The organism is Mycobacterium sp. Aquia_213, assembly GCF_026625985.1.
Classification (GTDB): Bacteria; Actinomycetota; Actinomycetes; order Mycobacteriales; family Mycobacteriaceae; genus Mycobacterium.
In genome coordinates this window covers 2,514,731-2,539,106 of the sequence record NZ_CP113116.1, presented here as the reverse complement: position 1 = coordinate 2,539,106, position 24,376 = coordinate 2,514,731, and the positions used below count along the sequence as shown (strand labels likewise).

The window sequence follows — 24,376 nt, the reverse complement described above, 5'->3', positions numbered from 1 at the left end:
TGTCGCGATTAAGCCGCGGTTTCTTGCCGGGCGGGTGTCACATCTACCGACGTTGCGCCGTCATAGCTTTCATGAATCCCATCCTGCACCGTGCCGGTCTGCTGGTACTGACGCTGAGCGGCGCGTTCGTCGGCTGCTGGGCGTACTTCGCGCCGCTGCATTGGTACAACAGCTTTCCCGGCATGGGCATTAGGTGGCTCCCCGTCCTCGGCCCGTACAACGAACATCTCGTCAAAGACGTCGGCGGCATGTACCTGGCCCTGACCGCACTGAGCGCGCTGACGTTCGTCTACCTCTCAAATCGAACGCTGCGGGTTGTCACGGCGGTGAGCTGGACGGTATTCAACGCGTTGCATCTGACCTATCACCTGCAGATGCTGCACATGTACGGCACTCGCGACGCCATCCTCAACGTGATCGCACTGGGCACGGTACTGGTCTGCTCCGCGGCGCTGGGCCTTCCTGCGCGGTCGGACGCGTCTAGCGGCCGGGCTCCGTCACGAAGTCGATGAGTTCTTCGACCTTGCTGATCAGCGCGGGCTCCAGATCGTTCCAGTCGCGCACCCGCGACCGGATGCGCTGCCACGCCCTGGCGATGTCGGCCTGGCTGGCGTGCGGCAATCGAAGCGCCTGGCACGCACCGTGTTTCCATTCGGTGTGCCGCGGCACCTCGGGCCAGGCCGTCAGGCCGAGCCGCTGCGGCTTCACCGCCTGCCAGATGTCCACATAGGGATGGCCGACGACCAGTGTGTCGGGGCCGCCGGGTCCGCGGCGCACGGCCGCGGCGATCCGCGCCTCTTTCGAACCTGCGACGAGGTGGTCGACGAGAACCCCGAGCCGGCGCCCGGGACCGGGAGCGAACTCCGCCACGATGCCCACCAGGTCGTCGACGCCGCCAAGATGCTCGACGACGACACCCTCGATGCGCAGATCCTCGCCCCAGACCTGCGCAATGAGTTCCGCGTCGTGGCGGCCCTCGACATAGATCCGGCTGGCCCGCGCGACTCTGGCACGAGCACCCGGTACCGCGACGGAACCCGAGGCCGTCCGGCTCGCGGCGGCCGGCGCCGCGCGGCGCGGCGCGGTAAGGATCACCGGACGGCCCTCCAGCAGATAGCCGGGCCCGAGCGGAAAGCCCCGGACGTGGCCGCGCCGGTCTTCCAGGTCGATACGTCCGTACTCGACCCGGACGACGGCACCAACGTAGCCGGTCTCCACGTCCTCGACCACGAGGCCCAGCTCGGCGGGATGTTCGGTCGAGCGCGGCTTGCGCCGCCCGGCGGCCAGAACATCGGTTCCGTAGCGATCCATCACGCGGCAATACTAGGAACGCGCGCCGCGAAAATTCGTGACCGGCGCGCCCATGGACGCCGGCGGCCGGCGCTAATGGAGCGGAAAAATCAAGGCAATCTGCGTAAGGACTGCGTTGCTTTACTTGCAAACCCCGAGGTCACTGCTACCTTACTTAGAGCGCTCAACGCGCCGCGGTGAACGAGGTGGAGTCATGGGGATGGCCGATCTGGTGTCGAAGGCTGTCGCGTTTCTGCGCGCCGGCTACCCGACCGGAATGCCGAAGACCGGTTATCTGCCGCTGGCGGCGTTATTGCGCCGTCGGGTAACCGACGACGAAATCGTCGCTATCACAGACGAATTCATGGCCCGGCGGCCGGCTCCGATCGGCACCGTCGACATCGGAGTCGCCATCTTCCGGATTACCGACGCGATGCCCTCACTCGACGACATCAAGCGCGTCGAGCGTCGACTCGATGCGATCGGGTACGCGCGGCGTTAGTCCGGTGCCGCCGGCGCGCCGCAGGCCGCCAGAAAGTCGGCATAGTTCCACGTCTTCAAGAACTCCTGGCCCGCGAGCAATCCGCGCTGGTACAGAGCGTCGCGCTGGCCGGCTGTGATATCGAAGTCGATCGGACTCACCTCGTCGGCGGGCACGAAGATGGTGCGCCGCACCGTGCACGGATCGTCGATGTAGGCGTTGTCCTGATTGCTCACCAGCGTCTCTATCGCGGCAATGCCCAACGAAACCGGGCCGTGCACCGGATGGGTGGGCGGAATGCCCGGCCGCGCCGATAACCGGATCCCGAACGTCGGCCACCGCGGCTGGGCCCGGTCGAACAGCTCCACCGGAAAGCTCGACAACAACCCGCCGTCGACCCAGGTAGCGCCGCCCACCCGAACCGGCTCGAACACGTAGGGAATCGCCGCCGAGGCGTGTACCGCGCGTGCCACCGGAAATTCGTCCGGGTCGATTCCATAGGAGTCGAGGTCCCACGGAATCCGCACCAGCCGGCGCCGGGACAGATCGCTGGCGGTCACGACCAACGACCACGCGAACTGTTCGGATTGCTCGCCGGTGCGCAGATCGCCGAAGGTTCGTACACCCAGGTCGCCGAGCAGGCCGGCCAGCAGGTGTTCGAGATAGGCACCGCGGTAGACCCCGTCCGAGACCAGCAGTGACAGTCCCCCACCGATCAGCGGCACGTGCCCGATCAGGTTGCGGTCCAAGAACTTTCGATAGTCGAGCGAACGCATGATCTCGGCGAGCCGAGTCAGTGGTTCGCCTACCGCCTGCAGGGCGGCGACCAGCGACGCGACGATCGCGCCCGCGCTCGTGCCGGCGACGCGCGGAAACCGGTAGCCCGCCGCGGCCAGCGCGTCCACCGCCCCGACCAGGCCGATACCCCGAACGCCGCCGCCCTCGCAGACCAGATCGACGGGCGCCGTGCTCATGAGATCCGCTCGCCGTCGACCCCGAAGAAATGCACATGCCCGACTTCCGGATGCAGCCGCACCCGGCTGCCCTTTTGGGGCGGATTGCGCCCGTCGGCGCGGGCGACGACGTCCTGGTCGATTGCCTTCGCGGAGTCGGTGATTCGGCCGTAGAGGTAGGCATCGGCGCCCAACTCCTCGACGACGTCGACCTCCATCTCGACACCCAGACCGCCCAGCTCGAAATGCTCCGGCCGGACCCCGACCACGATCTCGCTCGCGCTGTCGGCAATCTCACGCGGTAGCTGGATCGGCCAATCCCCCAGCGACACAGCAGAATCAACGATCGGCAAGGTAAACAGGTTCATCGCCGGAGACCCGATGAATCCGGCCACGAACACGTTCGCCGGGTTGCGGTACAGCTCGCGTGGCGCCGCGAACTGTTGCAGCAGGCCGTCGCACAGGACTGCCACGCGGTCTCCCATGGTCATGGCCTCGACCTGGTCGTGGGTGACGTAGACGGTTGTCGTCCCCAGCCGTCGCTGCAGCGCGGCGATCTGATTGCGGGTTTGCACCCGCAGTTTGGCGTCGAGATTGGACAACGGCTCGTCCATCAGGAACACGTGCGGGCGCCGCACGATCGCGCGTCCCATCGCCACCCGCTGGCGCTGCCCACCGGAGAGGTCTTTGGGTTTGCGATCCAGATATGGTTCCAGATCAAGCATTTTCGCCGCGGCGAGAACCCGGTCGCCGATCTCAGCTTTCGGGATCTTCGCGATCTTCAACGCGAAACCCATGTTCTGCGCGACGGTCATGTGCGGGTACAGGGCGTAGTTCTGGAACACCATCGCCACATCGCGATCCTTGGGATCGACATGGGTCACGTCGCGCTCACCGATGCGGACGCATCCGGCGTCCAGCGTTTCCAATCCCGCCACCATCCGCAGCGAGGTCGTCTTTCCACATCCCGATGGTCCGACCAGAACGACGAACTCGCCGTCACCGACGAACAAGTCGAGGCCATCCAGGGCCGGACGTTCCGCGCCCGGAAAGTGCCGCGTCGCTTGCTCCCAGCTCACCGAAGCCACGCCTCACCCCCCAAGTCCGGTCACGGCGATACCGCGCACAAAGGAACGCTGCGCGACCGCATAGATGATCACTAGCGGCACCATGATGATGATCGAGGCGGCCATGATGATCGGCCAGCGGGCAACGTACTCCCCCCGCAGCCGCACCAGGCCGAGAGTCAGCGTGGCCAGACTGTTGCGCTGAATCATCAACAGCGGCCACAGAAAGTCGTTCCAGACGTTGACCCAAGTGAGCACGGCGAGCACCATCACTGCGGGCCTGGCATGGGGCAACAGAATCCTCCAATAGATCTGCCACGGCGAACAACCGTCGAGAATAGCGGCCTCCTCGAGATCGCCTGGCAGCGTTTGGAAGAACTGCCGCATCAGGTAGGTGCCGAATGCGCTGCCGAACAAGCCGGGCACGATCATCGCCCAGGGCGTATCCACCCATCCCACCGTCCGCATCAGGATGAACTGCGGAATGACGGTCACGGTCAGCGGCACCATCAGCGTCCCCAGGTACAGCACGAACAGGGTGTCGCGGCCGCGGAATTGCAGCCGCGCGAAGGCATATCCGGCCAGTGAGCAAAAGAAGACCTGCCCGGCGGTGACGCATCCGGCGTACAGCACGGTGTTGAAAAACATTCGCCAGAACGGCATCACGTTGAACACGTCGGTGTAGTTCGACCACCGCGGGTTGGACGGCAGCAGCTTTGGCTCGCTGATCTCGCCCTCCCTCTTCAGCGAGCCCGACACCGCCCAGGCAATCGGGAAAAGCCAGCACCAGGCGATGGTGATTAGCGCGGTGTAGACGACCACCGCGCGAAAAGCACTGCGCTTGAACACTCCCTCAGCTAAGGCCACGAGAAGCCTCCCAAGATCGCCGATGCGTCAGCCGCAACTGCACCAAGGTCAATACCAACAAGATCGCGAACATCACCCATGCCAACGCCGATGCATACCCGAATTCCAGGAAAGAGAAGGCATGCTGGAACAGCATGATGCCCAGCACGTAGGTTGACGTCTCCGGGCCGCCGTTCGAGCCATTCAGGACGTAGACCATGTCAAAAGCCTGGAACGCGTGAATGATTGAAATGACGACGACAAACGACACCGAGCCGCGGATCAGCGGCACGGTGATCGACCAGAACTGCCGTATCTCGCCCGCGCCGTCGATTTTGGCTGCCTCGTACACGGTTTGCGGTACTCCTTGCATCGCGGCCAGCAGGATGATGGTCGCGAACGGCACACTCCGCCACACCGCGACCACGCACAGCGAGGCCATCGCCCAATTCGGGTCAACCAGCCACGGGACCGGATCGATCCCCACCCAGCCGAGCATGATGTTGAGCAGCCCGTTGTCGGTGTTGAAGACAAACTGCCAGACGACCGCCAGCACCACCGACGAGATCGCCAGTGGCATGAAGACGATGGTCCGAACGATGGCGATGCCCTTGGCTTTTCGGTTCAGGACGCCGGCGACGACCAGACTGATCACGACGGTAGGTATCACCGTCCCGAGGGTGAAGACCACGGTGTTGCGGATGGCGATGACGAACAACGGATCGGACGTGAACAGGTCTTCGAAGTTCTTCATGCCCACGAACTTTGGTGCTCTGAACACGTCCCACTGCTGAAAGCTCATGTAGAGCGAGAACCCGAGCGGAAAGAGCATGAACACCGCAACCGCGGCCAGGTTGGGTGCGACGAACATGCGTCCCGCCCAGGCTCGTCGCCGCGACGGATACGGCCCCTGGGGACGCCGTCTCGCGGTGGCTGCCGGGAGCACGGCTGATTTGTTCACCGCTGTCATGAGTTTCGCAGCACCTCGTCAACTGCGCCCGACAACCCGGTCAGCGAGGTCGCGGGGCGAGACCCACGCAAGACGGGTCCCATGTTGCGATCCATCAGCGCCACGATTTTTTCCCATGCCGGGGTAACGGGCAAACCTTCCGAGTAGGACGGCCCTTCGGTGAGCACCGCGAGATTGCGAATCCCCTGGTGGGCCTTGGCGAATCCATCCGACGCAAGCACCGAGCGCAACACCGGTACGAAGAGGCAGGATTCGGCGATGATCGCCTGACCGACGGGGCCGCAGGCAAACTTGACGAATTCCCAAGCCTGGTCCTTGCGTCGGCTGCTCGCCGAGATGGACAGTCCGGTGGTGCCGATGTTGGAGCAGGCGCTATGGCCACTGGGCAGGGACGGCCCTACCGGCAGCGGGGCGACGTCGAAATCCAATCCCTCGGCGTGAATAAAGGTCTGGTATCGCCAGTGACCCCCCAGCGCGATCGCCGCCTTGCCCGCCGCGAACAGATCGGGTGTCGACATTGACTGCACCTCGGAAGCGTTGGGTGCCACCTTGTGCTTGTTGGCGAGGTCGGCGTAGAACTGCACCGCGTCCATGAACGCCGGGTTGTCGAAATTGAAATGGGTCGGATTTCTCCGCGGCGTCGACCACGGTACGCCGTTGTTCAGGGCGAACAATCCGGCCGAGTAGTACGAGACAAAGGTGTTGACGAAACCCCACTGCGTGACTCGCCCCGATGCGTCCCTCTTGGTCAACGCCTGGGCCGTGTCAAGGAATTCGGCGAAAGTCCACGTCTTGTCCCAGGCCGTGGGCGGGGGCGCCACGCCGGCGTCGGCGAAGAGCCGCTTGTTGTAGAACAGGTAATTTCCGGACCACTGCTCCGGAAAAGCGGATTGCTCACCGTTGTACGCGAACGTGTCATACAGCGGCCCAACGCTGTCCGCCTTCATTTGGGCGGCGAACGGTTGCTCGCGCGCCAATGGGTCGTTCAGGTTCAGCAACACTCCCCGGGCGGCCAACTCGGCATAGCTCAACTCCCACGTCTGCAGCACGTCCGGACATTTGCCACCCGCGCAAAACGTGGACAACTGCTGCATCACTCCCGGCCCGGACCGCACCACCCGAACCTTGATGTCGGGGTGGCGGCGCTCGAATTCGGCGACGACACGCAGGCGGGCGGCGGCCTCGTCCGGGTTGGCCGAGAAGAAGAACGTCAACGCGTCGTCGTCGGACGCACAGCCGCCGGCCCAGGGGGCCAGAGCCGCGGCGGTGAGCGCGCCAGCGCCCCGCATCAAGCTCCGCCGTCCGAACGGCCTATCGAGCATCGTGTTCCCGTTCTCGACCCATCATCGACGACCCCACCGGCCGTGTCCCATGTCCTTGGTACCCGATGGGGCTGGAATATGCCTGAGACGGGCACCCCGGCAGCGCGAGTACCGCCCGGCGCAGACGATCGGTGTCGGCGGTGATGTCGATCGCGTGAATGCGGTTGTCAGCGCCGATGGCGAGCTGCAACAGGATCTGCACCCGCCCGCGCGGCGCGATCACGATGCCGGGGACACCGTCGATCACCATGACCACGCCGGCCCGCGCGCGCTGGGCGAACTGACGCGTCTCCTCGGCGACCTCACGAGCTCCGCACACCTCGGCCGCCACGTCGTCGGGAACCAGCGCGCGATCGACCCTGCGCACCACGTCGGGAGCCAGCAGCTCGAGCAACGTGGCGATATCGCCGCCGCGCGACGCCGCCAGAAACGCCTCCACGATCTCGAGGTGCTGGGCCAGGTGAGGGCGTTGGGCGGGCGAGCCGTCGTGCAGTCGCGCACGGGCCCGACTCGCCAGCTTCTTGGCGGCCGTCGGCGACCGGTCCAGCACGTCGGCGATCGTCTCGAAGGGCACGGCGAAAACATCGTGCAGGACGAACGCGACGCGCTGCGCGGGCGAGAGGCGGTCCAGCACCACCAGCATCGCGCCGCCGACCGCATCGGCCAGCAGCGCCTCCTCGTCCGCCGGCCCGGCGACGGCCGGCCGGTCGAATTCTCCGGCGTCGGCCAACGGTTGCTCGGCCCGGCGCCGGCGTGCCCGCAGCTGGTCGAACGCCTCGTGCGCGGTGATCTTCGTGAACCAACCGGTCAGGTTGACGATGTCGCCGACGCCGGTTGCACGGCTGGCCTTCAGCCACGCGGACTGCACCGCGTCGTCGGCATCCGCCATCGAGCCGAGCAGCCGAAACGCCACCGCCCGCAAGTGCTGACGGTCGGCCTCGAACCGCTGCGCCAGATCGTCGAGGTCCACCAGGTTTTCGGTCATGGGTCACCTTTTCCACACGGGAGTCGTCAAGAAGGTGACCGCATCGATCGAATTCTGCGCAGCAGAGACCAGCACCATGACCATACCGATTGTGCGCCGGCGCGCGCGCCGCGGCGCAACCGGCTCGCCGGTGCGGAAGTAGCTGCACCACAACGGATGCAACGATGGAAAGGACCAGATTCGAATGCACACCGCGTCCCTGGTGATCACGCTGATCACCGCGATCATCACGGCCGGCATCGCCGTACCCGATTTCATCCCCGCGAAATTCGTCCTGGCAAATTCGGCCGAGGTCGGTGTGCCACCCTCCTGGCTACCGGCGCTGGGGGCGACCAAGCTCGCCGGGGCCGTCGGACTGCTTGCCGGTCTGGTGGGTCTACCGGGTTTAGCAGTCGCGGCCGCGGCCGGCTTGGTCCTCTACTTCGTCGGCGCGGTGCTGACGCACCTGCGGGCACGCGTCCTGTACAACATCGCCTTTCCGGGCGCGTTCCTGTGCCTGTCAGCCGCGTCGCTGGCGCTGCTGGTGATCCAGGGCTACTAGCTGGTCAGGCGGGTCTTGACCGCGTCGTCCTGCTTCTTGGCCACGTCCAGCACGAAGTCCTGCGGAGCGGCGTCATTGGGTCCGCTGTCGAACTCCAGGTCGACGACGGCCTTGCCCTCGGAGAACACCACGTAGGTCACCGATTTGGTGTTGTCGGGCGACGGGCCGACGACGATGACCCCGTTCGTCCCCACCGAAAACGGCTGCGCGGTTCCGGTGACGTACTTGCCCAGCGAGGCCGGGCGATCTTTGGCTCCTTGGGCGGCCGAAGCCGCGTCGGCAAAGATGACGAGGAGATCGGTGATGGTGTGGGTTTTGGAGGTGTTGCTGAAGGTCACCGCCACGCCGGCCACGCCGCCAGGGTTCTGCTCCGGCGGACCCAATGTCGTGTCGGCGCCGATGTCGGCGGCCGTGACCAGCAAGTTGGAGTAGTCCGCCAAAGGTGCGGTTCCCGAAGGCGCCGCACTCGACGCCGATGAGGATGCTGCCGAACTCGACGACGCCGCGGAGGTCGACGAGGACGTCGACGACGACGAGGAAGATGGCTTTTCGTCTTTGCCACAGCCTGTCGTGACGGTCAGCAAGGCGGTGATCGCCACCCCAACGCCAACGGTTCGGACCACACTCATCGTTTGCCTCTGTTTCATGAGAGCTATTTCTACGGCACCCGTCAGGTCCCCGGCAATACATGCAATCACGCGATGCGCGTCGTCGGAGGGGCGGCGGTGACCTGCGCGCTCGGCTGTGGCTGCGCGCGATGCTGGTAGAGACCGAATCAGGACGCCCGTTCAGGCAGGAAAATAGCGGATTTGATTGATCGCTTTGCCGCGTCGGCTCAGGTCCGCGAACATAATGCCGCGCCCGTGACTCGAATTGAGCGAGACGGTGACCGTGGACCCCGCACCGTTCATCTTGGTCCAGTTCGCCCCGTTGAGTTCCGCCGCGAATTCGGCGATGTCGAGCGGATCGGTCTCACCCAAAGTGATTGTGGCGGAGGGCGATAGCGCGTGTGCAGCGGCCAACGTATCGCCGCGCGAAACGGCACCGAGGAATGTCTGCACCAGCCTCTTCTGACGTGCACCCGCCCGGCGAAAGCCGCTCATGAAGCCCGCAGTTCCCGACAGCCCTTGATTGCCCAGCAGATCTCGCGACAGTGCCAGGGCAGGCGAGAGCGCCTGCGCTCCGCTCCGCAGGAACCGCAGCATCATCGCGGGCAGCTCCCAGTACGCCCGGAGATGAGTAATCTGCCACTGTCCGTTCGCTTCTCGCAGGTCGTAGCGCAGGAAAGCGGGTATGTACATCGTGACAGCCGAACCCATCGATACCTCGAGCTCGAGATCGCGCAGCACGACGGTGCCGAAGACGATGTCGAGATCGCGATGGAATTTGATCTCGCGGGGGCCGATGAAGGTGTCGTAGAAGTTCCCGATCTGGATCCGCCCCAGGTGCGGCCGTGCGCCGACCGGGTCTTCGATGCGCCCGTCCTCGGTGAACAATCCGACCCAACCGGCGCGGTCGTGCGCGGCGGCGGCCCGTGGCGAGCGCTCCACCGCGGCCAGCAGGGACTCTCGATCAAGTGGCACCACCATCAGACGACCTCTATCAATTCGACTCCCGCACTTCGCATTTCGGCAAGGGCTTGGGCGGCCGAACTTGGCGCAACCGCCGCCGTGAGATCGACCAACACCCGGGTGCGTAAGCCATTGCGTGCCGCGTCCTCGGCGGTTCGCCGGACGCACTGGTCGGTGGCGATACCGACGATGTCGACCTCGTCGACGCCCCGCTGCCGCAACCAGTCGAGTAGCGACGTCTCGTTGTCGTCGGCGCCCTCGAAGCCGCTGTAGGCCGCCGCATGGGCGCCCTTGTGGAATACCGCCTCAATCGGCCGGGTGTCGAGGTCGGAACGAAATTCCGCTCCGGGACTTCCGGCGATGCAGTGCGGTGGCCAGGACGACGAATAGTTCGGGTGGTCGGAGAAATGGTCCCCCGGGTCGATGTGGAAGTCCTTGGTCGCCACGACGTGTTGGTAGCCGGGCTCGCCGGCCAGATAGTCATTGATGGCGGCGGCCACTTCCGCGCCGCCGGTGACGGGCAGCGAGCCGCCCGCGCAAAAGTCGTTTTGCACGTCGACGATGATCAACGCTCGCACGCGCTCCACCATATCGCCGTCAGCTGCGGTAATGGGCGCGTCGGTTTGTTTGCCGAACGGTCGGGTAACCCCCCAGCCATGGTGATCCGCAGAATTGCACGGCCCCTGTTGTCAGTTGCCTTTATCGGCCAAGGGGTTGAATCCCTACTAAATCCCAAGGCAGCCGCGGAGGCCGCCGCACCCGCGGTGGACGGTCTGCAGGCATTGCCCGATCAGGTGGCCCGCAGCATCCCCGCCGACCCCCAGACGTTCGCCCAGATAACCGCCGGTGTGCAGATCGGGGGCGGGCTGCTGCTGGCCACCGGCAAAATGCCGCGCGTTGCCTCGGCCGTACTGGCGTTGACGGTGCTGCCGGCCAACTTGGGCACCTATTCCTTCTGGAATGAGCACGACCCGGAGCGCAAAGCCGAGCGCCGTCGCGAGTTCCTGAAAGACCTCAGCCTGCTGGGCGGATTGATGATCGCGTCTGCCGATACCGCGGGCAAACCGTCGCTGGGATGGCGCGGCCGCCGGGCAGCCGAGCGCCTCTCCGAGCGGGTGTCCTCGGCACTACCCGGATCCGACGACGCGTTGTTCGACACCGACTTCGGCGATCTCGGCGAAAAAATCGCCCACGGACTGCAACTCGGCGCCGAACGCGGTCGCGAACTGGCCAGCACGGCGGCCGAACGAGGCGCGCCGTACGCCGAAGCCGCCCTCGACCGGGGCCGCGAGCTCGCGAACACCGCGGCCGAACGGGGCGCGCCGTACGCCGAGGTTGCCCTGGACCGGGGCCGCGAGCTCGCCAGCGCCGCCGCCGAACGCAGCGCACCGCTGGCGAAGAAGGCCCGCAAGCGGGGCGAAAAGCTGGCGGACGAGATCGCCGAGAAGGCCGAAAAGGCGCGCAAACGCAGCGAAAAGCTGGCGGACGAGGCGGCCGACAAGGCCGCACCGCTGGCGAGGGAGGCGCGCAAGCGCGGCGAAAAGCTGGCCCACTCCGCCCGAGCCCGCGGGGAGGAATGGGCCGATACCGCCCGCGCGCACGGCAACGAGTTGGCCGACGCCGCGCGCGAACGAGTCGGTGCGCCGGTCAAGACCCGTCGTCGCAAGCTCCCCTGGTGATCGCCTAACCTGCCAGAAATATGTCGACGATGGTGTCGACATCGTGGTCGATATCGACGGTGACCCCGGACTCGTCGGCGCCCAACGGTTCCAACGTGTCGAATTGCGACCGCAACAGCGCGGCCGGCATGAAGTGGTCCGGCCTGGCGGCCAGCCGAGCGCGGATCATCCCTGGCGAGCCGCTCAGATACAGGAACACGACCCGCGGGCTGTGGGCGCGCAACAGGTCGCGGTAGCCGCGTTTGAGCGCCGAACAACTCGCTACCCCACCATCGCGATGATCGGCCAGCCACTCCCCGACTCTGTCCAGCCACGGACGGCGATCGTCGTCGTTAAGCGGTTGCCCGGCAGTCATTTTGGCGACGTTTGCCGGTGGATGCAGGCTGTCGGCGTCGACGAAGGGCACGCGTAACCGTTGTGCGAGTGCGGAACCCACCGTCGACTTGCCCGATCCGGAGACGCCCATCACCACGACGGGTGATGACGCGGCGGTCGGCACCGCGCCTAGGTCTGTCGCGTGAGGTTGCGGTTCCATTCCATCCAGCCGACGCCGGTCCGCCCGTCCGCGGTGTCGATGCTGACCCAGGCGCGGGCGAACTCGCTCACCTGTCCGTCAGGTCCGGTCAGCAGCACCGGTGCGTGACCGTGGATGTCCACGTCGCCGGTGAGCCCACCGGGTTCCAGGCTCAAGGTCATTTTGAGCGGTAAACCGTTGGCGCCGAAGGATCGTGGGTTGGTCACGGTGTGGAGTTCGGTGACTTCTCGGTCGGGGTCCTGGATATAGCCGATACCCACCGGGGGAACATTCGGGATGTCGAGGTCCAACCCGTGCAGGTGGGTGCCGTCGCCGAGGTGCAGCGCGCTCCACATCCAGTCCATGCTCCACCAGTCGCGGACTCCCCACGAGTGATCGCGCTGTCCCGCAACGGAATCCATCTGGTAGGTGGTGTCGTCGATGGTGACGGTTCCCGTTACGGTGCAAGGGATTTCGTAGCGGGTTGTCACCCGGTACTGGTACGGGGCGCCGTCGGTGGTCCACACCAGGTTCAACGTCAGGTCGACGGGCGTTCCCGGTGCGCCCCGCAACAACGCCGACGGGTCCGAGTAGGACTGCCCCTGCGCCCGCACGTCGACCCGATAGGTCTGCAGCGGCGCAGTGGCGGAGTGGCCGATTTCGAAGGCATCTGTGGACAACACCCACGGGTCCTCGGGCAGCGGAACTTCGTAATCCAGCACGGCGACGGTCGGGAGGTCGGGTCCGCACAGCAGTACCTGAACCCAGGCGGCCTGCTGGTTGGCGACCAGACCGATCCGAAACCAGCCGCCGAATCCCTGTGCCGCATCGACGAAGTCGGCATACCAGCTCTCACTCCACAGCGGTTCGTCGGTCGGGACATGCGCGAGTTCGTCGTCATCCGATGGCCGCAGCGGCTCCGGCGCCACCGCGTTCGGCAGCGTCGCCAGCGCGTCGGTATCGAGCACGTGATCGCAGTGCCGTTGCAGCATCGTCATGAACATCTGGTCGCCGCGCTCGGTGCGTTCCACCAGCATCGACGAAACGATCGCCATCATCACGCCGAAAAAGCCCTGCCGGCGCACACCTTCGGCGATGTCGGCGAGCGTGATCGGTGCCTGCGGCCCGAGCGCCTCGTGGTAAGCCCGCAGCAACGCGTCGTAGTGCGCCCGGCGATCCGCCGTCGGCAGTGCACAGCCGAGGAAATAGGCCAGGTCGGTGAATGGCGCACCCCAGGAGACGGTCTGCCAATCGACCACGGTCAGCGCCCGGTCGGCGCCCTCGGCGCCGAACAGCATGTTGTCCAGGCGATAGTCGCCGTGCACCAGGCCCAGGATCTTGTTCCGCTCCGTTTCGGCGGCCAGGTAGGCGTCGAACGCGCCGACCAGGCGCTCGCACACCAAGCGGTGTGCCGGCGCGATCTGGTCGCCGTAGCGGTCGAGGAAGCCGGCGTAGAGCGGGGCGATCATGGCTTGGCTCAGCGGGGCGTCGCGGTTGAGCCACGACGCTTCGGCCAGCGAGGTGTCGCCGAGCAGCGGGCCGTGCAGCCGCCCCAGCTCGACGACCCCGATGGTGGCCTGTTCGATTGTGGCACCGGCGATTTCGTTTCCTACAACCGCCGGAACGGCATCGCCGAGCAGCAGATCGAAGACCCCCGTCGAAGTGTCGATGGCGGCGTGATAGCACGGCGCGATCGGGCCGCCCAGGCGTGGCGCGAGATCGGCGTAGAAACGAACTTCGCGCTCGTAGAGGCCCAGTGCCAACCCGGTTTGCCGACTCACCGGATCACTGGCGGCGACCTTCAACACCACCGACTCGGGTCCCGCGGCCCCATCGGAGTAGCTGAGCCTTACGCGGTAGCACTCGCTCATTTGGCCGGTGCCGATGCGCTCGGTTTCGAAGTCGGCGACCTCTCCGGCGCCGATCGCGGCGGTCAGCCACGAAGCCGTGAGATCGCTGGGTCGTTCGACGGGCTGGGTCTCCATTGACGTCCTCTGCCGAGTTTCGCTGACGGTTTAGCGTGCCACGCCAGCGTGCCAGGTCACTGCGCCAATGAGAAGCCCGCCCATGCCATCCGGCGATGCGGGTGCGGATCGAACTCGATGCGGCTCTTGCGGTCGAAGACCATCACGGCGCGGTCGTCGACGGTATAGGCGGGCCAGTCGTCACCCGGGACGCCGCTGCGACTGAACGCTCGCCAACGGCGTTGCACCTGGTTGCTCACCCGAAGCGCGGCGCGCTGATCGGCCGCCGCGGTCAGGAACGCGCCGAGTCGGGTTCGATAGAAGTCGAAAACGGCCAGCAGCTCGGTGGCATGGGTCGCGCCCAACCCGGACCAGCGCAGCATCCGTGGCGCGTAGTCGTAGCGATACAGATACGTGGGCGCGTGACCGCTGTGCGCCTCGGCGAGCTGCCAGGCCGCCGAGCTGAAGGCGAAGTCGCCACCCAGCTGGATGCATGCCGCCGACGACGGGTAACCCGGATAAGCGCCGGTAATGCGTTCTCGGACAGCCGGTTCCAGGTCAGCCAACAACTCTTCGATCATCGATTTGTTGGTGGGCAGCATTTTGAGGAATCGGGTGAACAGCCGGCCCTCGTCGGCGTTGGTGCCCACGATCAGCGGGACCCGATGCGCCCGACCACACTCCATGGCCTCGACGGGGTCGATGGGCAGGATGTCGTCGCCGATCACCGGGCCGATCGGGAAGGCGCCCAACTTGCTCTCCATGCCCTGCTCGATCAGGCGATTTTGGGTTTCTACGAGCTGGGCGGGGGATGCCTGCATCAGAGTGCCGGCGGCGTCCTCGGGGCGCGTACCGAGCAGATCGGCGAACCGGGCGGCGAACTGGGTGGCAATCTCCTTCGACCGCACCAGGCCCGAGGCCGGGCTTTCCGCGATCGCCCGGGCGAACAGGCCCTCGGCGGCCGGGACGGCCAATAACGTGGCGGCGATGCAGGCGCCAGCGCTTTCGCCGAAGATCGTGACGTTGTCTGGGTTGCCACCGAATTCCGCGATGTTGTCCCGAATCCACTGCAACGCCATCACCAGGTCGCGCAGGTACAGGTTGCTGTCGATGGTGATGTCCTGGGTGGACAACGACGACAGGTCAAGACATCCCAGCGCACCCAAGCGGTAGTTGACCGAGACGTAGACACAACCGCGGCGGACCATCGCCGCACCGTCGTACAGCGGCACCGCCGAGCTGCCCATGATGTACCCGCCGCCGTGAATGAAGACCATGACGGGCAGCGGTCCGTCGTGGCCTGACTCCGGCGCGACGACGTTGAGGGTGAGGCAATCCTCGCTCATCGACTGGTATCTGCCTCCGGAACCCGAGAGACCGAGCAACGTGTAGCGGCGCTCCTGGGGCGCGCAATTGGTGAAACCGTGGCAATGACGCACGCCCGACCACGGCTGCACCGGCTGCGGTGCCCGGAAGCGCAGCCGCCCGACCGGCGGCCGGGCGTACGGGATGGATCGCCAGCGGTTGACGCCGTCGCGGGTGAAGCCCTCCACGATGCCGTTGGCGGTGCGTGCGCGGATAGTGCGCTCGTGCATACGCCGACGGTAGCCGACACTACGTATGTAGGGCGCGCGGAGCGGTTAAATCCACGGTGTGACGGATAGCCTGTCGGGATGCGAATGGCCACGTTGGTCACACTCTCGGTACTGGTTGCCGGATGCTCGCACAGCGGCGGGGGCCAGTCGGCGCAGAGCCGGACCCCGAACACGACGGCGGTTTCGGGTTTCTCCCCGACCACCGCGGTCTCGCCGGGGAGTAAACCGCCGGGGCAGACGGCGCCACCGGCGTCCGGCGCGCCGATCTCGGACGTCATCGCATGGATCGAGGCAGGTCATCCCGCCGATCCGGCCCGCTATCACGCCGTCACCCGGGACGGCGTGACCACGCAGCTCGGTAACGACGTCGCCTTCACCGTGACGGCCAGCCCTCCTGGGCGCCCGGTCGCGTGTACAACGGATTCCGCGCACACTGGCGGCGCACTGACCTGTCTGGTCGATCTGGCCCATCCCCCGCCCCGGCCGGAGACGGCCTACGGCGAGTGGAAAGGCGGTTGGGTCACCTTCGACGGGATGCAACTGCAGATCGGGGCGGCCCGCGCCGACCCGGGTCCGTTCGTCAACGGCGATGGGGCCGAGTTGGCGGCCGGGGACACGTTGTCCTACGACGACTATCGCTGTCGCGCCGACCCGGCCGGCCTGTTCTGCGTGAACTACGCCCGCCAGTCGGCCGCAAAGTTCAGCGGCGCCGGAATCCAGCAGTTCGGCTGTCTGCGGTCGGTGCCGCCGCCCGACGGGATCGGGATCGCGTTCGGCTGCTGATTTCGAACGTCGACTTGTTGGGCGAATTCGCCGGCTTGTGGCCCGACAACTCGACGTTGGCCGCAGCTCAGGAAGACATGAGAGTGGCGAAGAGTTCGGCCATCTCGTCGGCAGGTCCACCAGGCACCGTGTATCCGGCTTCGTCGCGGATCTCGGCGAGGTGATCCCGCACATCCTCGATGGACAGTTCGGGACTGTAGAAGCCCTTCGTCCGCCCGATAAAGAACCGCGAAACATGCCCTGCGCCAACGGTATAGATCTCGCCCGACACCGGGCAATCTCGGTGGGTCAAGAAGGCGACCACCGGAGCTACCAGCCCGGGATCCAGCTTCTTCAGATATTGGTTCACCAGGTCATCCAATACCGCCTGGGACGCTTCGTCGTTCGGCTGTCCGGCGCTGTCTATCGAGTGGGTCAGCATCCGGGTGTAGGCGATCGGCGCGACGGCATTGACTTTGATGTTGTGGTCGGCACCTTCGGCGGCGAGAACGCGGGTAAAGCCGAGCAGCCCGGTCTTGGCCGAACCATAGTTGCTCATGCCGGCGTTGCCCAGGATTCCGGCGGCCGAGGTCGTGTTGAGGATTCGCCCATATCCCTGTTCGCGCATGACTTTCCAGGCCGGCCTCGTCACGTGAAACGCACCCCTGAGATGCACATCCAGCAACGGTTCGAACCGATCCGCCGTCATGTCCTCGAACGGTGCGTCGCGGACGATGCCGGCGTTGTTGATCACGATGTCCACTCGCCCCCACGTGCTCGCGGCGGCATCGATGATCGCTTGTCCCCCTTCGGCACTCGTCACGCTGTGGCTGTCGGCGACGGCCGCACCGCCCAGTTCGCGGATCTCGTCGACGACGGCGTCGGCCGTGGTGGCGTCGGATCCGTCGCCGGTCACCGAACCACCGATGTCGTTGACGACGACGCGCGCGCCACGCGACGCGAGGAGCAACGCGTACTGCTTGCCCAGGCCGCCGCCGGCGCCGGTGATGACGGCAACCTGCTCATCGAATCGCAAATCGTTCGTCATCGGATCCTCACCAGCTCACCGGCAGCTCTTTCATGCCGTAGATATCGGCCTCTTTGAACTTCAGCTCATCCGGAGCTACCGCCAATCTCAGCCCGGGCAAGCGTCTCGCCAACGTGGTGAATGCTGACTGCATTTCGACGCGAGCGAGATTCGCCCCGATGCATTGATGCACGCCGTAGCCAAACCCTAAGTGACCGCGAGTATTTCGCTCTACATCGAAGAATTCCGGATTGTCGACGAACTCGACATCCCAATTCCCGGCGGGAATATTCATCAGGACCATGTCGCCGGCGTGGATCAACTGTCCGCCGAGTTCGAAGTCCACGGTCGCCACCCGATCCACCTGGCTGTGCACGATGGACAGATAACGCATCAGCTCTTCGACGATGTTGGCGACTACGGCGGGATCGTCGGTGTCGCCGAGTAGCTTGAAGATCTCGGGACGTTCCAGCAGCGCAACCGTTCCCAGTGAAATCATGTTGGCGCTGGTCTCGTGGCCGGCGACCAGCAGGGTCATCCCGGAAAAGGCCGCCGTCTCGCGCGTGAGCTGGCCTGTCACGACGTAGTCGGCAACCAAGCGGCCGATCAGGTCGTCAGCCGGATCTTGTTCCTTGCGCCCCACTAATTCCAGGAGGTAGCCAAACATCGCGGCACCGGCGTGTGCCTTTTCGTCGTCGGATGCCCTCGTATCCAGCCCAACCGCGGTGTATTGCTGGAATGACGCGAGATCCTCGGACGGCACCCCCAGCAGTAGCGCGATCACCAATGACGGCACCGGCAAGGCGAAGTCACGCACCAGGTCCGCGGGCGGCCCGTTGCGGATCATCACGTCGAGATGATGGTCGACCAATGCCTGGATCTGGGGTCGCATCGCTTCGCAACGCCGGAAGGTGAAGTCGCCGGTCAGCATGCGCCGCAACCGATGATGCTCGGGGTCGTCGACCCGGGCGAACATGACCGGCGTGTTGTCCGTGTTCTTCTGCCTCAGGTATTCGGGGATGGTGTCGGCGGACAGACGCGGGTCGACCAGCGCCGCCCGAATGTCTTGGTACCGGCTCACCACCCAGGCCGGTTGGCCGTGGTACATGGCCCTTCGCAGTCCGGATTCCTCGCGCCAGTTAGCGAACTCAGCCGGCGGATGCAGTGGGCAGTGCGCAGCGCGCGGTACGGGTATGACCGGAAGGTCGGTGTCGGAGCTCAGATCGGAAGTTGTTGACATCAGCGGCGTTTCCCGATCATTGAGCTTGGATTGCAGCACGAGTACATCGTCACCAACTGACCGGAAGTTCTTTCATGCCATAGATGTTGGCTTCTTTGAAGCGCAACTCATCCGGCGATACCGCCAGTTTCAGGCCGGGCAGCCGACGCGCCAGCGTGGCGAACGCGACCTGCATCTCGACGCGGGCCAGGTTCGCCCCGATGCATTGATGCACGCCGTATCCGAAGGCTAAGTGCCCGCGGGTGTTTCGGTCGACATTGAAGCTTTCGGGATTGTCGGCGTAATCGGCGTCCCAGTTACCGGCGGGAAGGTTCATCATGACGTACTCCCCGGCGCGAATAAGCTGACCACCGATCGTCAAATCTTCGGTGGCCACCCGATCGACCTGGCTGTGCACAATAGTCAGGTAGCGCATCAGCTCCTCGACGATATTCGCGATGACGGCAGCATCGTCGGTCTGCCCGAGTCGCTCGAACACGTCGGGATGTTCCAGCAGCGCAACCGTTCCCAACGAGATCATGTTGGCGGTGGTCTCGTGGCCGGCCTGCATCATGATCACGGCGTTCATGGCCGTGGTGGCATTGTCGAGCTGGCCGGTCGCCACGTATTCGGTGACGAGCCGGCTGATCAAGTCGTCGCCCGGTTCGCGCGCTTTGCGCTCCACCAACTCCTCGATATAGGCATACATCGCCCCGAAGGCTTGGCCCTTTTGCTCGTCGTTGGACCTCTGGTCCAGCCCGGTGGTGGTGTGGCGTTGAAAGAGCGCGAGATCTTCGGGCGGCACTCCCAGCAGCAGCGCGATCACCAATGACGGTACCGGTAAGGCGAATTCGATTACCAGATCGGCCGGCGCGCCGCGCTCGATCATCCGGCCGAGATAGTGGTCGACCGTCTCCTGGATTTGCGGCCGCATCGATTCGCAACGCCGGAAGGTGAAGTTGGTGGTCATCATGCGCCGCAATCGCTGATGCTCGGGATCATCGGTCCGTGCGAACATCACCGGGACTTTGTTGTCGGCGTCCTTCGGCATGATGGAGTCCGGAATCGTCTTCGCGGACAAGCGCGGATCTACCAGCGCCGCTCTGATGTCCTGGTAGCGGCTGACCACCCAGATCGGGTTGCCCTGGAACATCGCCCGTTGCAACCCGGGCTGTTCGCGCCAGTCGACGAACTCGGCCGGCGGCGCGAGCGGGCACTGCGCGGCCCGCGGAACGGGCAGCACGGGCAGATCGGCGTCAGAGTAGGACTCGGGAGTCTCGAAAGATATTGACATAACCTGCGTTTCCCATTAAGTGTCAGTTGCCTGCCAGTTATCCAAGCCTAGAACCCCCCTTGTCGGCAGTCAACTGTCAGTTAGGCTGTTGCGATGACAGCGCTCGCAGATCGCCCGTTGCGAGCGGATGCCGCCCGCAACGTCGAGCGGATCCTGCGCGCGGCGCGGGAAGTCTATGCCGACCTGGGGCCCGACGCCCCGGTGGAAGCGGTCGCACGCCACGCCGGCGTCGGTGAGCGCACCCTGTACCGCAGGTTTCCGGCAAAGGCCGATCTGGTTCGGGCCGCGCTGGATCAAAGCATCGCCGAGGACCTCACGCCGGTGATCGACAGCGCCCGCCGCAGCGAAGACGCACTGCGTGGCCTCACCCAACTCATCGAGACGGCCATCTCCCTCGGCGCCCGGGAGCAGAACCTACTGATCGCGGCGCAGCGGGCCGGATCACTGACCGCCGATATCTCCGACTCGCTGCTGGAAGCGCTCAACGAGCTGGTCCGCCGGGGCCAGCAGGCCGGCATCGTCCGTACCGACCTGGTTGCCGAAGACTTGCTGCGATTGATCGGGATGCTTTACAGCGTGCTGTCGACGATGGATGCGACCAGCGACGGGTGGCGACGCTACCTCGCGCTCATTCTGGACGCGATATCGACCGGCGATCGACAGCCGCTGCCTCCCGCGCCTCCTCTTCAGGCCTCCGAGCCGAACCGGTGGCCGCTGTAAGCGCGTTAGTTGATGGTCACCCCGGCGTCGACCTTGAACTCCAGACCCGTCACATATCGGGATTCGTCGGATAGCAGGTACAGCACGGCGCTGCTGACGTCGGCGGGCTGCACGGCCGGCGTGGGCATCGCATTGACGAAGATGGGAATCAGGTCGGACCGTTGCTCACCCAGCAGCGCACCGAATGACGGCGGAACCATCCCGGTCGGCACACCGGTGGGAAGCACGGTGTTGACCCGCACATTCTGTGCCGCAAGCTCATTCGCCAGGGCCAGCGTCAGGCCGACGACGCCGTGCTTGGCCGCCGTGTAGGGCGTCTGCAGCGGAAAGCCTTTGATCGCTCCCGCAGAGCTGATATTCACCAGGCTGCCTCCCCCCTGGTGGAGCACGTGGGGTATCGCGGCCGCGCAGGTGTTCCACACCCCGATGAGATTGACATCGACCACCGTGCGCCACTGATCGGCAGTTGTCCTGTCCCAAGGCGCCACCGTTAACACACCGGCGTTCGCCACCGCCCCGTCGAGGCCCCCCAGCTCAGTTACGCCGTCGTCGACCGCCTTACGCAGTTGCTCCTCGTCGCGAACATCGACCACGCGAACAACGCAGCGACGGCCGAAATCTTCTACCAGTCTTACCGTTTCGGCCAGATCGTCCTCGGTGGCCAAGGGATACTCAAGCTGCGGCAAGGATCGGCAGATATCGACCAGGATGAGATCCGCACCCTCCTGCGCAAGCCGCAGCGCATGACTGCGCCCCATACCGCGAGCAGCACCCGTAATCAGTATCCGTTTACCGGCAACGCGTCCCGGCGATGATGTCGTCATGCCTCGGAGCCGGCTAGTGCTCACTCCACATTGCACCGCGCATCGTTGCGGACAGCGGAATGTCCTCCACCGCGACAAGTCCCTGCGGCGCGCGACACACCCACTCGATCGCATTGACGGCACGACCGGCCGTCGAGATGCAGCCGGCATCAGTGGAATCGTAAAGAGGATGGGAAACGTGGGTGTTGATTTCCACCCGCGGTTCGCCCTCGACGACGACCCGATGCACGCCGGTGTGCCCCTCGGGCGGGAACTCCCAGTCGGGCGCCGCGGCGGTGGTGAGCCTGGTGACGTGCTCGAGGGTGATCACCGGTTTGCCGTCGCGCACGCCCTCGGTGGCAAAACGCACCGCGCCCATCTGGCCCGGCTCCACCGTCATCATCGTGCACTCGATTCGTTCGGGCGTGTACCAGGGTTCGATGCGCTGGCGAACCTCGTCGAGTTTGATGTCGAGATGATCCGCCAGACTGCGGACCTGACCGCCCCACATCGACACGATCACCCCGGGCAGAAACATCATCGGCGAATCATCGTCTTCGGTTGATCCGAAACCCATTGCAGCGCCGGTGAACTCGGCATCATCGTAGTTACCGTAGTCGAAGATCTCCTGGACGGTGATCGAATCCACCCGAGTAGTCAGGCTGACCGCCGAGTGCACCAGCGTATCGCCGGAGAAGCCGGGGTCGATGCCGTTGACGTAGAGCGAGGTGTTGCCGGCGGCGCAGGCGCGCTGCAGGGGCTCGCGCAACCAGTCTTCGGCGTGGTGCGGCGTGACCAGCCAGACCATCGACGTGCCGACGACGTTGGTGCCCGCGGCCAGGAACTTGGACATCTGCTCGATCGCTTCCATCGGCCGCGTCTCGCCCTGTGACGTGTAAACCACGCAGTCGGCGCCGAGGCTCACCAGCGCGTCGATGTCGTCGGTGGCGACGATGCCGGTCGGTGCGTCGAGTCCGCACAGCTGCGCCGCGTCCTTGCCGATCTTCTCAGCGCTAGCGGCGTGCACACCGACCAGTTCTAGGTCCGACCGGCCGATGATCGCCCGGAGCGAATGCTTGCCCACGTTTCCGGTGGAGAATTGAATGACTCTGCGCACTGCTACCTCACCTTCCCGTGGTCGATACTGTATCGCTTTCGGCACCCGACGGGCTTAATAGTCGGGAATCGGCAGTGGCGAATTGTTCGAGTCGATGCCACCGTCCACGTGGAAAGTCGCGTTGGTCGCGTAGCAGTCGCGCGTGGATAGATACACCGCGAGCCGCCCGAGGTCCTCGACATCGCCCAGGCGATGCAGCGGCGTGGACTCTTGCATCTTCTCCAGCGACCCGGGCATCAGATCCAGGCTGCCCTTCAGCCCGTCGGTGGCGAAGGATCCCAGGGCGATGGCGTTGACGCGAATCTTCGGGGCGAGTTCCTGTGCCATCGCGCGAGTGAGCGCTTCGAGGCCGCCCTTCGCGACGCAGTAGGCGGTCAGCGCCCGGATGCCGAATCGGGCGGAGCCCGACGAGATGTTGATGATGGAACCGTGCCCGGCGCTGAGCATGTGCGGGGCCGCGAGCTGACTCATGATGAAGGCCGACGTCACACACCAGTCGAAGGTGTGCCGGAAGTCTTCGTCGGTGATGTCCAGGAACCGCGCATAGGTGGAGCCGCCGACGTTGTTGACGAGAATGTCGATGCGGCCGAACCGCTCGACGGCCGTGTTCACGACGCGCTCTCCGTCTGGACGACTGATCGCGTCCGCGACGAGTGCCAGCCCCTTGCCGCCCGCGGCCTCGATACCTTCAATCGTGCCAACGATATCCGCCTCGGTGCGCGCGGTTCCGACGACCGTGGCCCCGGCCTCCGCCAACACCCGGGCGATGCCCGCCCCGACACCCTTGCCCGCACCCGTGACGATCGCGACCTGTCCATCCAGCCGGAACTGCTCCAACGCCATGCCGAGCTCCTTCGATCGTGTGTGACGTCTGCGGGTTCAATCTATGAACCTTGCTGACTAAAGTCAATGAATACCGAGGATGACTGTCGGTGGCGATGCGGATGGCGCGACAATGGCCAAGTTATGCAAGCCTTTTTGGCTCGAACACGGCATAATGGGGTGGTTCGCCTCGACACTCTTATATGAGTCAGGTCAATTGTGAGGAAAGAAATGGCTGTCACGGATCGGGTGTCTGCCCGAGAGGCCAAGCGCTTGCAGACGCGAGAGCGCTTGATGGGCGCCTCGATCGCGGAGTTCGCCCGCGCCGGAATGGCCGAGGCCGACGTCAGTGCGATCGTGGCCGCCGCGGGCGTCGCACACGGGACCTTCTTCTTCCACTTCCCCACCAAGGAGCACGTGCTGCTCGAGCTGGAACACCGGGAAGAAGAACGTATTGCCAAGCAGTTCGCGCAATTCTTGAAGTCCAAGCACGATCTGGTTTCGGCGTTGAATGAGGCGGTCCGCCTGGTGGTCGGATTGGAGCGCCGACTCGGCGATCTGCTCTTCAATGACTTTCTCGCACTGCACTTCTCGCAAACCCGTCCGCAAACCGAAGACGGCAGGGATCACCCCTTGATCGTGTTGGTAGCCCAGGAGATCGCGCGTGCGCAAGAACGCGGCGAGACGGATGCACACGTTAATCCGATGAACAGCGCGGTGTTCTTCTTGCTCGGCCTGTACGCCCTCTTGATCACCACAAACCACTGGCCGACCGGCCACACCCTGCTGGAAGACTACGTCGCGAGGACGTTGCGCAGTCTTCGGCCGTAACCG

The 24,376-nt window shown here is 65.2% G+C and carries 26 protein-coding genes; 7 read left to right on the top strand and 19 right to left on the bottom strand.

Annotated features, from left to right (window positions below):
- Positions 1-71: 71 nt before the first annotated feature.
- Complete coding sequence (locus LMQ14_RS11880; RefSeq protein WP_267734909.1) at positions 72-512, top strand: hypothetical protein; 441 nt, start codon at positions 72-74, stop codon at positions 510-512.
- Here LMQ14_RS11880 and LMQ14_RS11875 read toward each other — a convergent pair.
- Complete coding sequence (locus LMQ14_RS11875; RefSeq protein WP_267734908.1) at positions 481-1,314, bottom strand: DUF3097 family protein; 834 nt, start codon at positions 1,312-1,314, stop codon at positions 481-483. The genes LMQ14_RS11880 and LMQ14_RS11875 overlap by 32 nt on opposite strands.
- A 190-nt stretch (positions 1,315-1,504) precedes the next feature.
- On the opposite strand from LMQ14_RS11875, the gene LMQ14_RS11870 reads away from it, so the two are divergent.
- Entirely contained in the window at positions 1,505-1,792 is a 288-nt protein-coding gene (locus tag LMQ14_RS11870) for a DUF3349 domain-containing protein (RefSeq protein WP_267734907.1), read from the top strand.
- On the opposite strand, the gene LMQ14_RS11865 is transcribed toward LMQ14_RS11870, so the two are convergent.
- The 6 genes from LMQ14_RS11865 to LMQ14_RS11840 all read right to left on the bottom strand — a co-directional run bounded on the left by LMQ14_RS11865 (position 1,789) and on the right by LMQ14_RS11840 (position 7,914).
- Positions 1,789-2,745, bottom strand: a complete 957-nt coding sequence (locus tag LMQ14_RS11865; RefSeq protein WP_267734906.1) for a patatin-like phospholipase family protein — start codon at positions 2,743-2,745, stop codon at positions 1,789-1,791. The two genes, LMQ14_RS11870 and LMQ14_RS11865, sit on opposite strands and share 4 nt — an antisense overlap.
- On the bottom strand, positions 2,742-3,812 hold the full coding sequence (locus tag LMQ14_RS11860) for an ABC transporter ATP-binding protein (RefSeq protein ID WP_267734905.1): 1,071 nt from the start codon (positions 3,810-3,812) through the stop codon (positions 2,742-2,744). Before LMQ14_RS11860 ends, LMQ14_RS11865 begins: the two co-directional genes overlap by 4 nt.
- Positions 3,813-3,815: 3 nt before the next feature.
- Positions 3,816-4,658 carry a carbohydrate ABC transporter permease gene (locus tag LMQ14_RS11855; RefSeq protein ID WP_267734904.1) on the bottom strand — a complete coding sequence of 281 codons (843 nt, stop codon included), beginning with the start codon at positions 4,656-4,658 and terminating at the stop codon, positions 3,816-3,818.
- Positions 4,645-5,508, bottom strand: coding sequence for a carbohydrate ABC transporter permease (locus LMQ14_RS11850; protein ID WP_267734903.1), 864 nt, complete (start codon positions 5,506-5,508; stop codon positions 4,645-4,647). Before LMQ14_RS11850 ends, LMQ14_RS11855 begins: the two co-directional genes overlap by 14 nt.
- 95 nt (positions 5,509-5,603) lie before the next feature.
- Entirely contained in the window at positions 5,604-6,929 is a 1,326-nt protein-coding gene (locus LMQ14_RS11845; protein ID WP_267734902.1) for an ABC transporter substrate-binding protein, read from the bottom strand.
- Positions 6,919-7,914 carry a sigma-70 family RNA polymerase sigma factor gene (locus tag LMQ14_RS11840; RefSeq protein ID WP_267734901.1) on the bottom strand — a complete coding sequence of 332 codons (996 nt, stop codon included), beginning with the start codon at positions 7,912-7,914 and terminating at the stop codon, positions 6,919-6,921. Before LMQ14_RS11840 ends, LMQ14_RS11845 begins: the two co-directional genes overlap by 11 nt.
- A 184-nt stretch (positions 7,915-8,098) precedes the next feature.
- On the opposite strand from LMQ14_RS11840, the gene LMQ14_RS11835 reads away from it, so the two are divergent.
- Complete coding sequence (locus tag LMQ14_RS11835) at positions 8,099-8,455, top strand: DoxX family protein (protein ID WP_267734900.1); 357 nt, start codon at positions 8,099-8,101, stop codon at positions 8,453-8,455.
- Here the strand turns inward: LMQ14_RS11835 and LMQ14_RS11830 are convergent.
- From LMQ14_RS11830 to pncA, 3 genes are all read right to left on the bottom strand, one after another.
- The gene (locus LMQ14_RS11830) at positions 8,452-9,102 is read right to left on the bottom strand and encodes a hypothetical protein (RefSeq protein WP_267734899.1); all 651 of its coding nucleotides are present in this window, start codon (positions 9,100-9,102) and stop codon (positions 8,452-8,454) included. The genes LMQ14_RS11835 and LMQ14_RS11830 overlap by 4 nt on opposite strands.
- A gap of 141 nt (positions 9,103-9,243) precedes the next feature.
- The gene (locus tag LMQ14_RS11825; RefSeq protein ID WP_267734898.1) at positions 9,244-10,044 is read right to left on the bottom strand and encodes a ketosteroid isomerase family protein; all 801 of its coding nucleotides are present in this window, start codon (positions 10,042-10,044) and stop codon (positions 9,244-9,246) included.
- Positions 10,044-10,604, bottom strand: a complete 561-nt coding sequence (pncA, locus tag LMQ14_RS11820; protein WP_267734897.1) for a pyrazinamidase PncA — start codon at positions 10,602-10,604, stop codon at positions 10,044-10,046. The genes LMQ14_RS11825 and pncA overlap by 1 nt, the downstream gene beginning before the upstream one ends.
- 78 nt (positions 10,605-10,682) lie before the next feature.
- Between pncA and LMQ14_RS11815 the strand changes: the two genes are divergently transcribed.
- On the top strand, positions 10,683-11,705 hold the full coding sequence (locus LMQ14_RS11815) for a DoxX family membrane protein (protein WP_267734896.1): 1,023 nt from the start codon (positions 10,683-10,685) through the stop codon (positions 11,703-11,705).
- A gap of 4 nt (positions 11,706-11,709) precedes the next feature.
- Here the strand turns inward: LMQ14_RS11815 and LMQ14_RS11810 are convergent, their stop codons facing one another.
- From LMQ14_RS11810 to LMQ14_RS11800, 3 genes are read right to left on the bottom strand one after another with little or no spacing between them, the layout of a single operon-like run.
- A complete protein-coding gene (locus LMQ14_RS11810) occupies positions 11,710-12,240 on the bottom strand; it encodes a gluconokinase (RefSeq protein ID WP_267734895.1) in 531 nt (176 codons plus the stop codon).
- Complete coding sequence (locus LMQ14_RS11805) at positions 12,210-14,204, bottom strand: phosphotransferase (RefSeq protein ID WP_267734894.1); 1,995 nt, start codon at positions 14,202-14,204, stop codon at positions 12,210-12,212. The genes LMQ14_RS11810 and LMQ14_RS11805 overlap by 31 nt, the downstream gene beginning before the upstream one ends.
- A gap of 56 nt (positions 14,205-14,260) precedes the next feature.
- Entirely contained in the window at positions 14,261-15,778 is a 1,518-nt protein-coding gene (locus LMQ14_RS11800; RefSeq protein ID WP_267734893.1) for a carboxylesterase/lipase family protein, read from the bottom strand.
- Between the two features lie 78 nt (positions 15,779-15,856).
- Between LMQ14_RS11800 and LMQ14_RS11795 the strand changes: the two genes are divergently transcribed.
- Positions 15,857-16,561 carry a hypothetical protein gene (locus LMQ14_RS11795; RefSeq protein WP_267734892.1) on the top strand — a complete coding sequence of 235 codons (705 nt, stop codon included), beginning with the start codon at positions 15,857-15,859 and terminating at the stop codon, positions 16,559-16,561.
- Between the two features lie 67 nt (positions 16,562-16,628).
- Here the strand turns inward: LMQ14_RS11795 and LMQ14_RS11790 are convergent, their stop codons facing one another.
- From LMQ14_RS11790 to LMQ14_RS11780, 3 genes are read right to left on the bottom strand one after another with little or no spacing between them, the layout of a single operon-like run.
- Positions 16,629-17,588: an SDR family NAD(P)-dependent oxidoreductase gene (locus tag LMQ14_RS11790; RefSeq protein WP_267734891.1), complete on the bottom strand. Its 960-nt coding sequence runs from the start codon at positions 17,586-17,588 to the stop codon at positions 16,629-16,631.
- A 7-nt stretch (positions 17,589-17,595) separates the two neighbouring features.
- Entirely contained in the window at positions 17,596-18,807 is a 1,212-nt protein-coding gene (locus tag LMQ14_RS11785; RefSeq protein ID WP_267735468.1) for a cytochrome P450, read from the bottom strand.
- Positions 18,808-18,856: 49 nt separating this feature from the next.
- A complete protein-coding gene (locus LMQ14_RS11780; RefSeq protein ID WP_267734890.1) occupies positions 18,857-20,080 on the bottom strand; it encodes a cytochrome P450 in 1,224 nt (407 codons plus the stop codon).
- A 93-nt stretch (positions 20,081-20,173) separates the two neighbouring features.
- Here LMQ14_RS11780 and LMQ14_RS11775 point away from each other — a divergent pair, with 93 nt between their 5' ends.
- Positions 20,174-20,800 (top strand): TetR/AcrR family transcriptional regulator, encoded by a 627-nt coding sequence (locus LMQ14_RS11775; protein ID WP_267734889.1) that lies wholly within the window; start codon positions 20,174-20,176, stop codon positions 20,798-20,800.
- A gap of 5 nt (positions 20,801-20,805) precedes the next feature.
- Here LMQ14_RS11775 and LMQ14_RS11770 read toward each other — a convergent pair whose 3' ends face one another.
- From LMQ14_RS11770 to LMQ14_RS11760, 3 genes are all read right to left on the bottom strand, one after another.
- Positions 20,806-21,558 (bottom strand): mycofactocin-coupled SDR family oxidoreductase, encoded by a 753-nt coding sequence (locus LMQ14_RS11770; protein ID WP_420714640.1) that lies wholly within the window; start codon positions 21,556-21,558, stop codon positions 20,806-20,808.
- A 79-nt stretch (positions 21,559-21,637) separates the two neighbouring features.
- The gene (locus tag LMQ14_RS11765) at positions 21,638-22,720 is read right to left on the bottom strand and encodes a dihydrodipicolinate reductase (protein ID WP_267734887.1); all 1,083 of its coding nucleotides are present in this window, start codon (positions 22,718-22,720) and stop codon (positions 21,638-21,640) included.
- Between the two features lie 54 nt (positions 22,721-22,774).
- A complete protein-coding gene (locus LMQ14_RS11760; RefSeq protein WP_267734886.1) occupies positions 22,775-23,563 on the bottom strand; it encodes an SDR family NAD(P)-dependent oxidoreductase in 789 nt (262 codons plus the stop codon).
- 210 nt (positions 23,564-23,773) lie between these two features.
- Between LMQ14_RS11760 and LMQ14_RS11755 the strand changes: the two genes are divergently transcribed.
- Complete coding sequence (locus LMQ14_RS11755) at positions 23,774-24,373, top strand: TetR/AcrR family transcriptional regulator (protein ID WP_267734885.1); 600 nt, start codon at positions 23,774-23,776, stop codon at positions 24,371-24,373.
- Positions 24,374-24,376 lie beyond the last annotated feature (3 nt).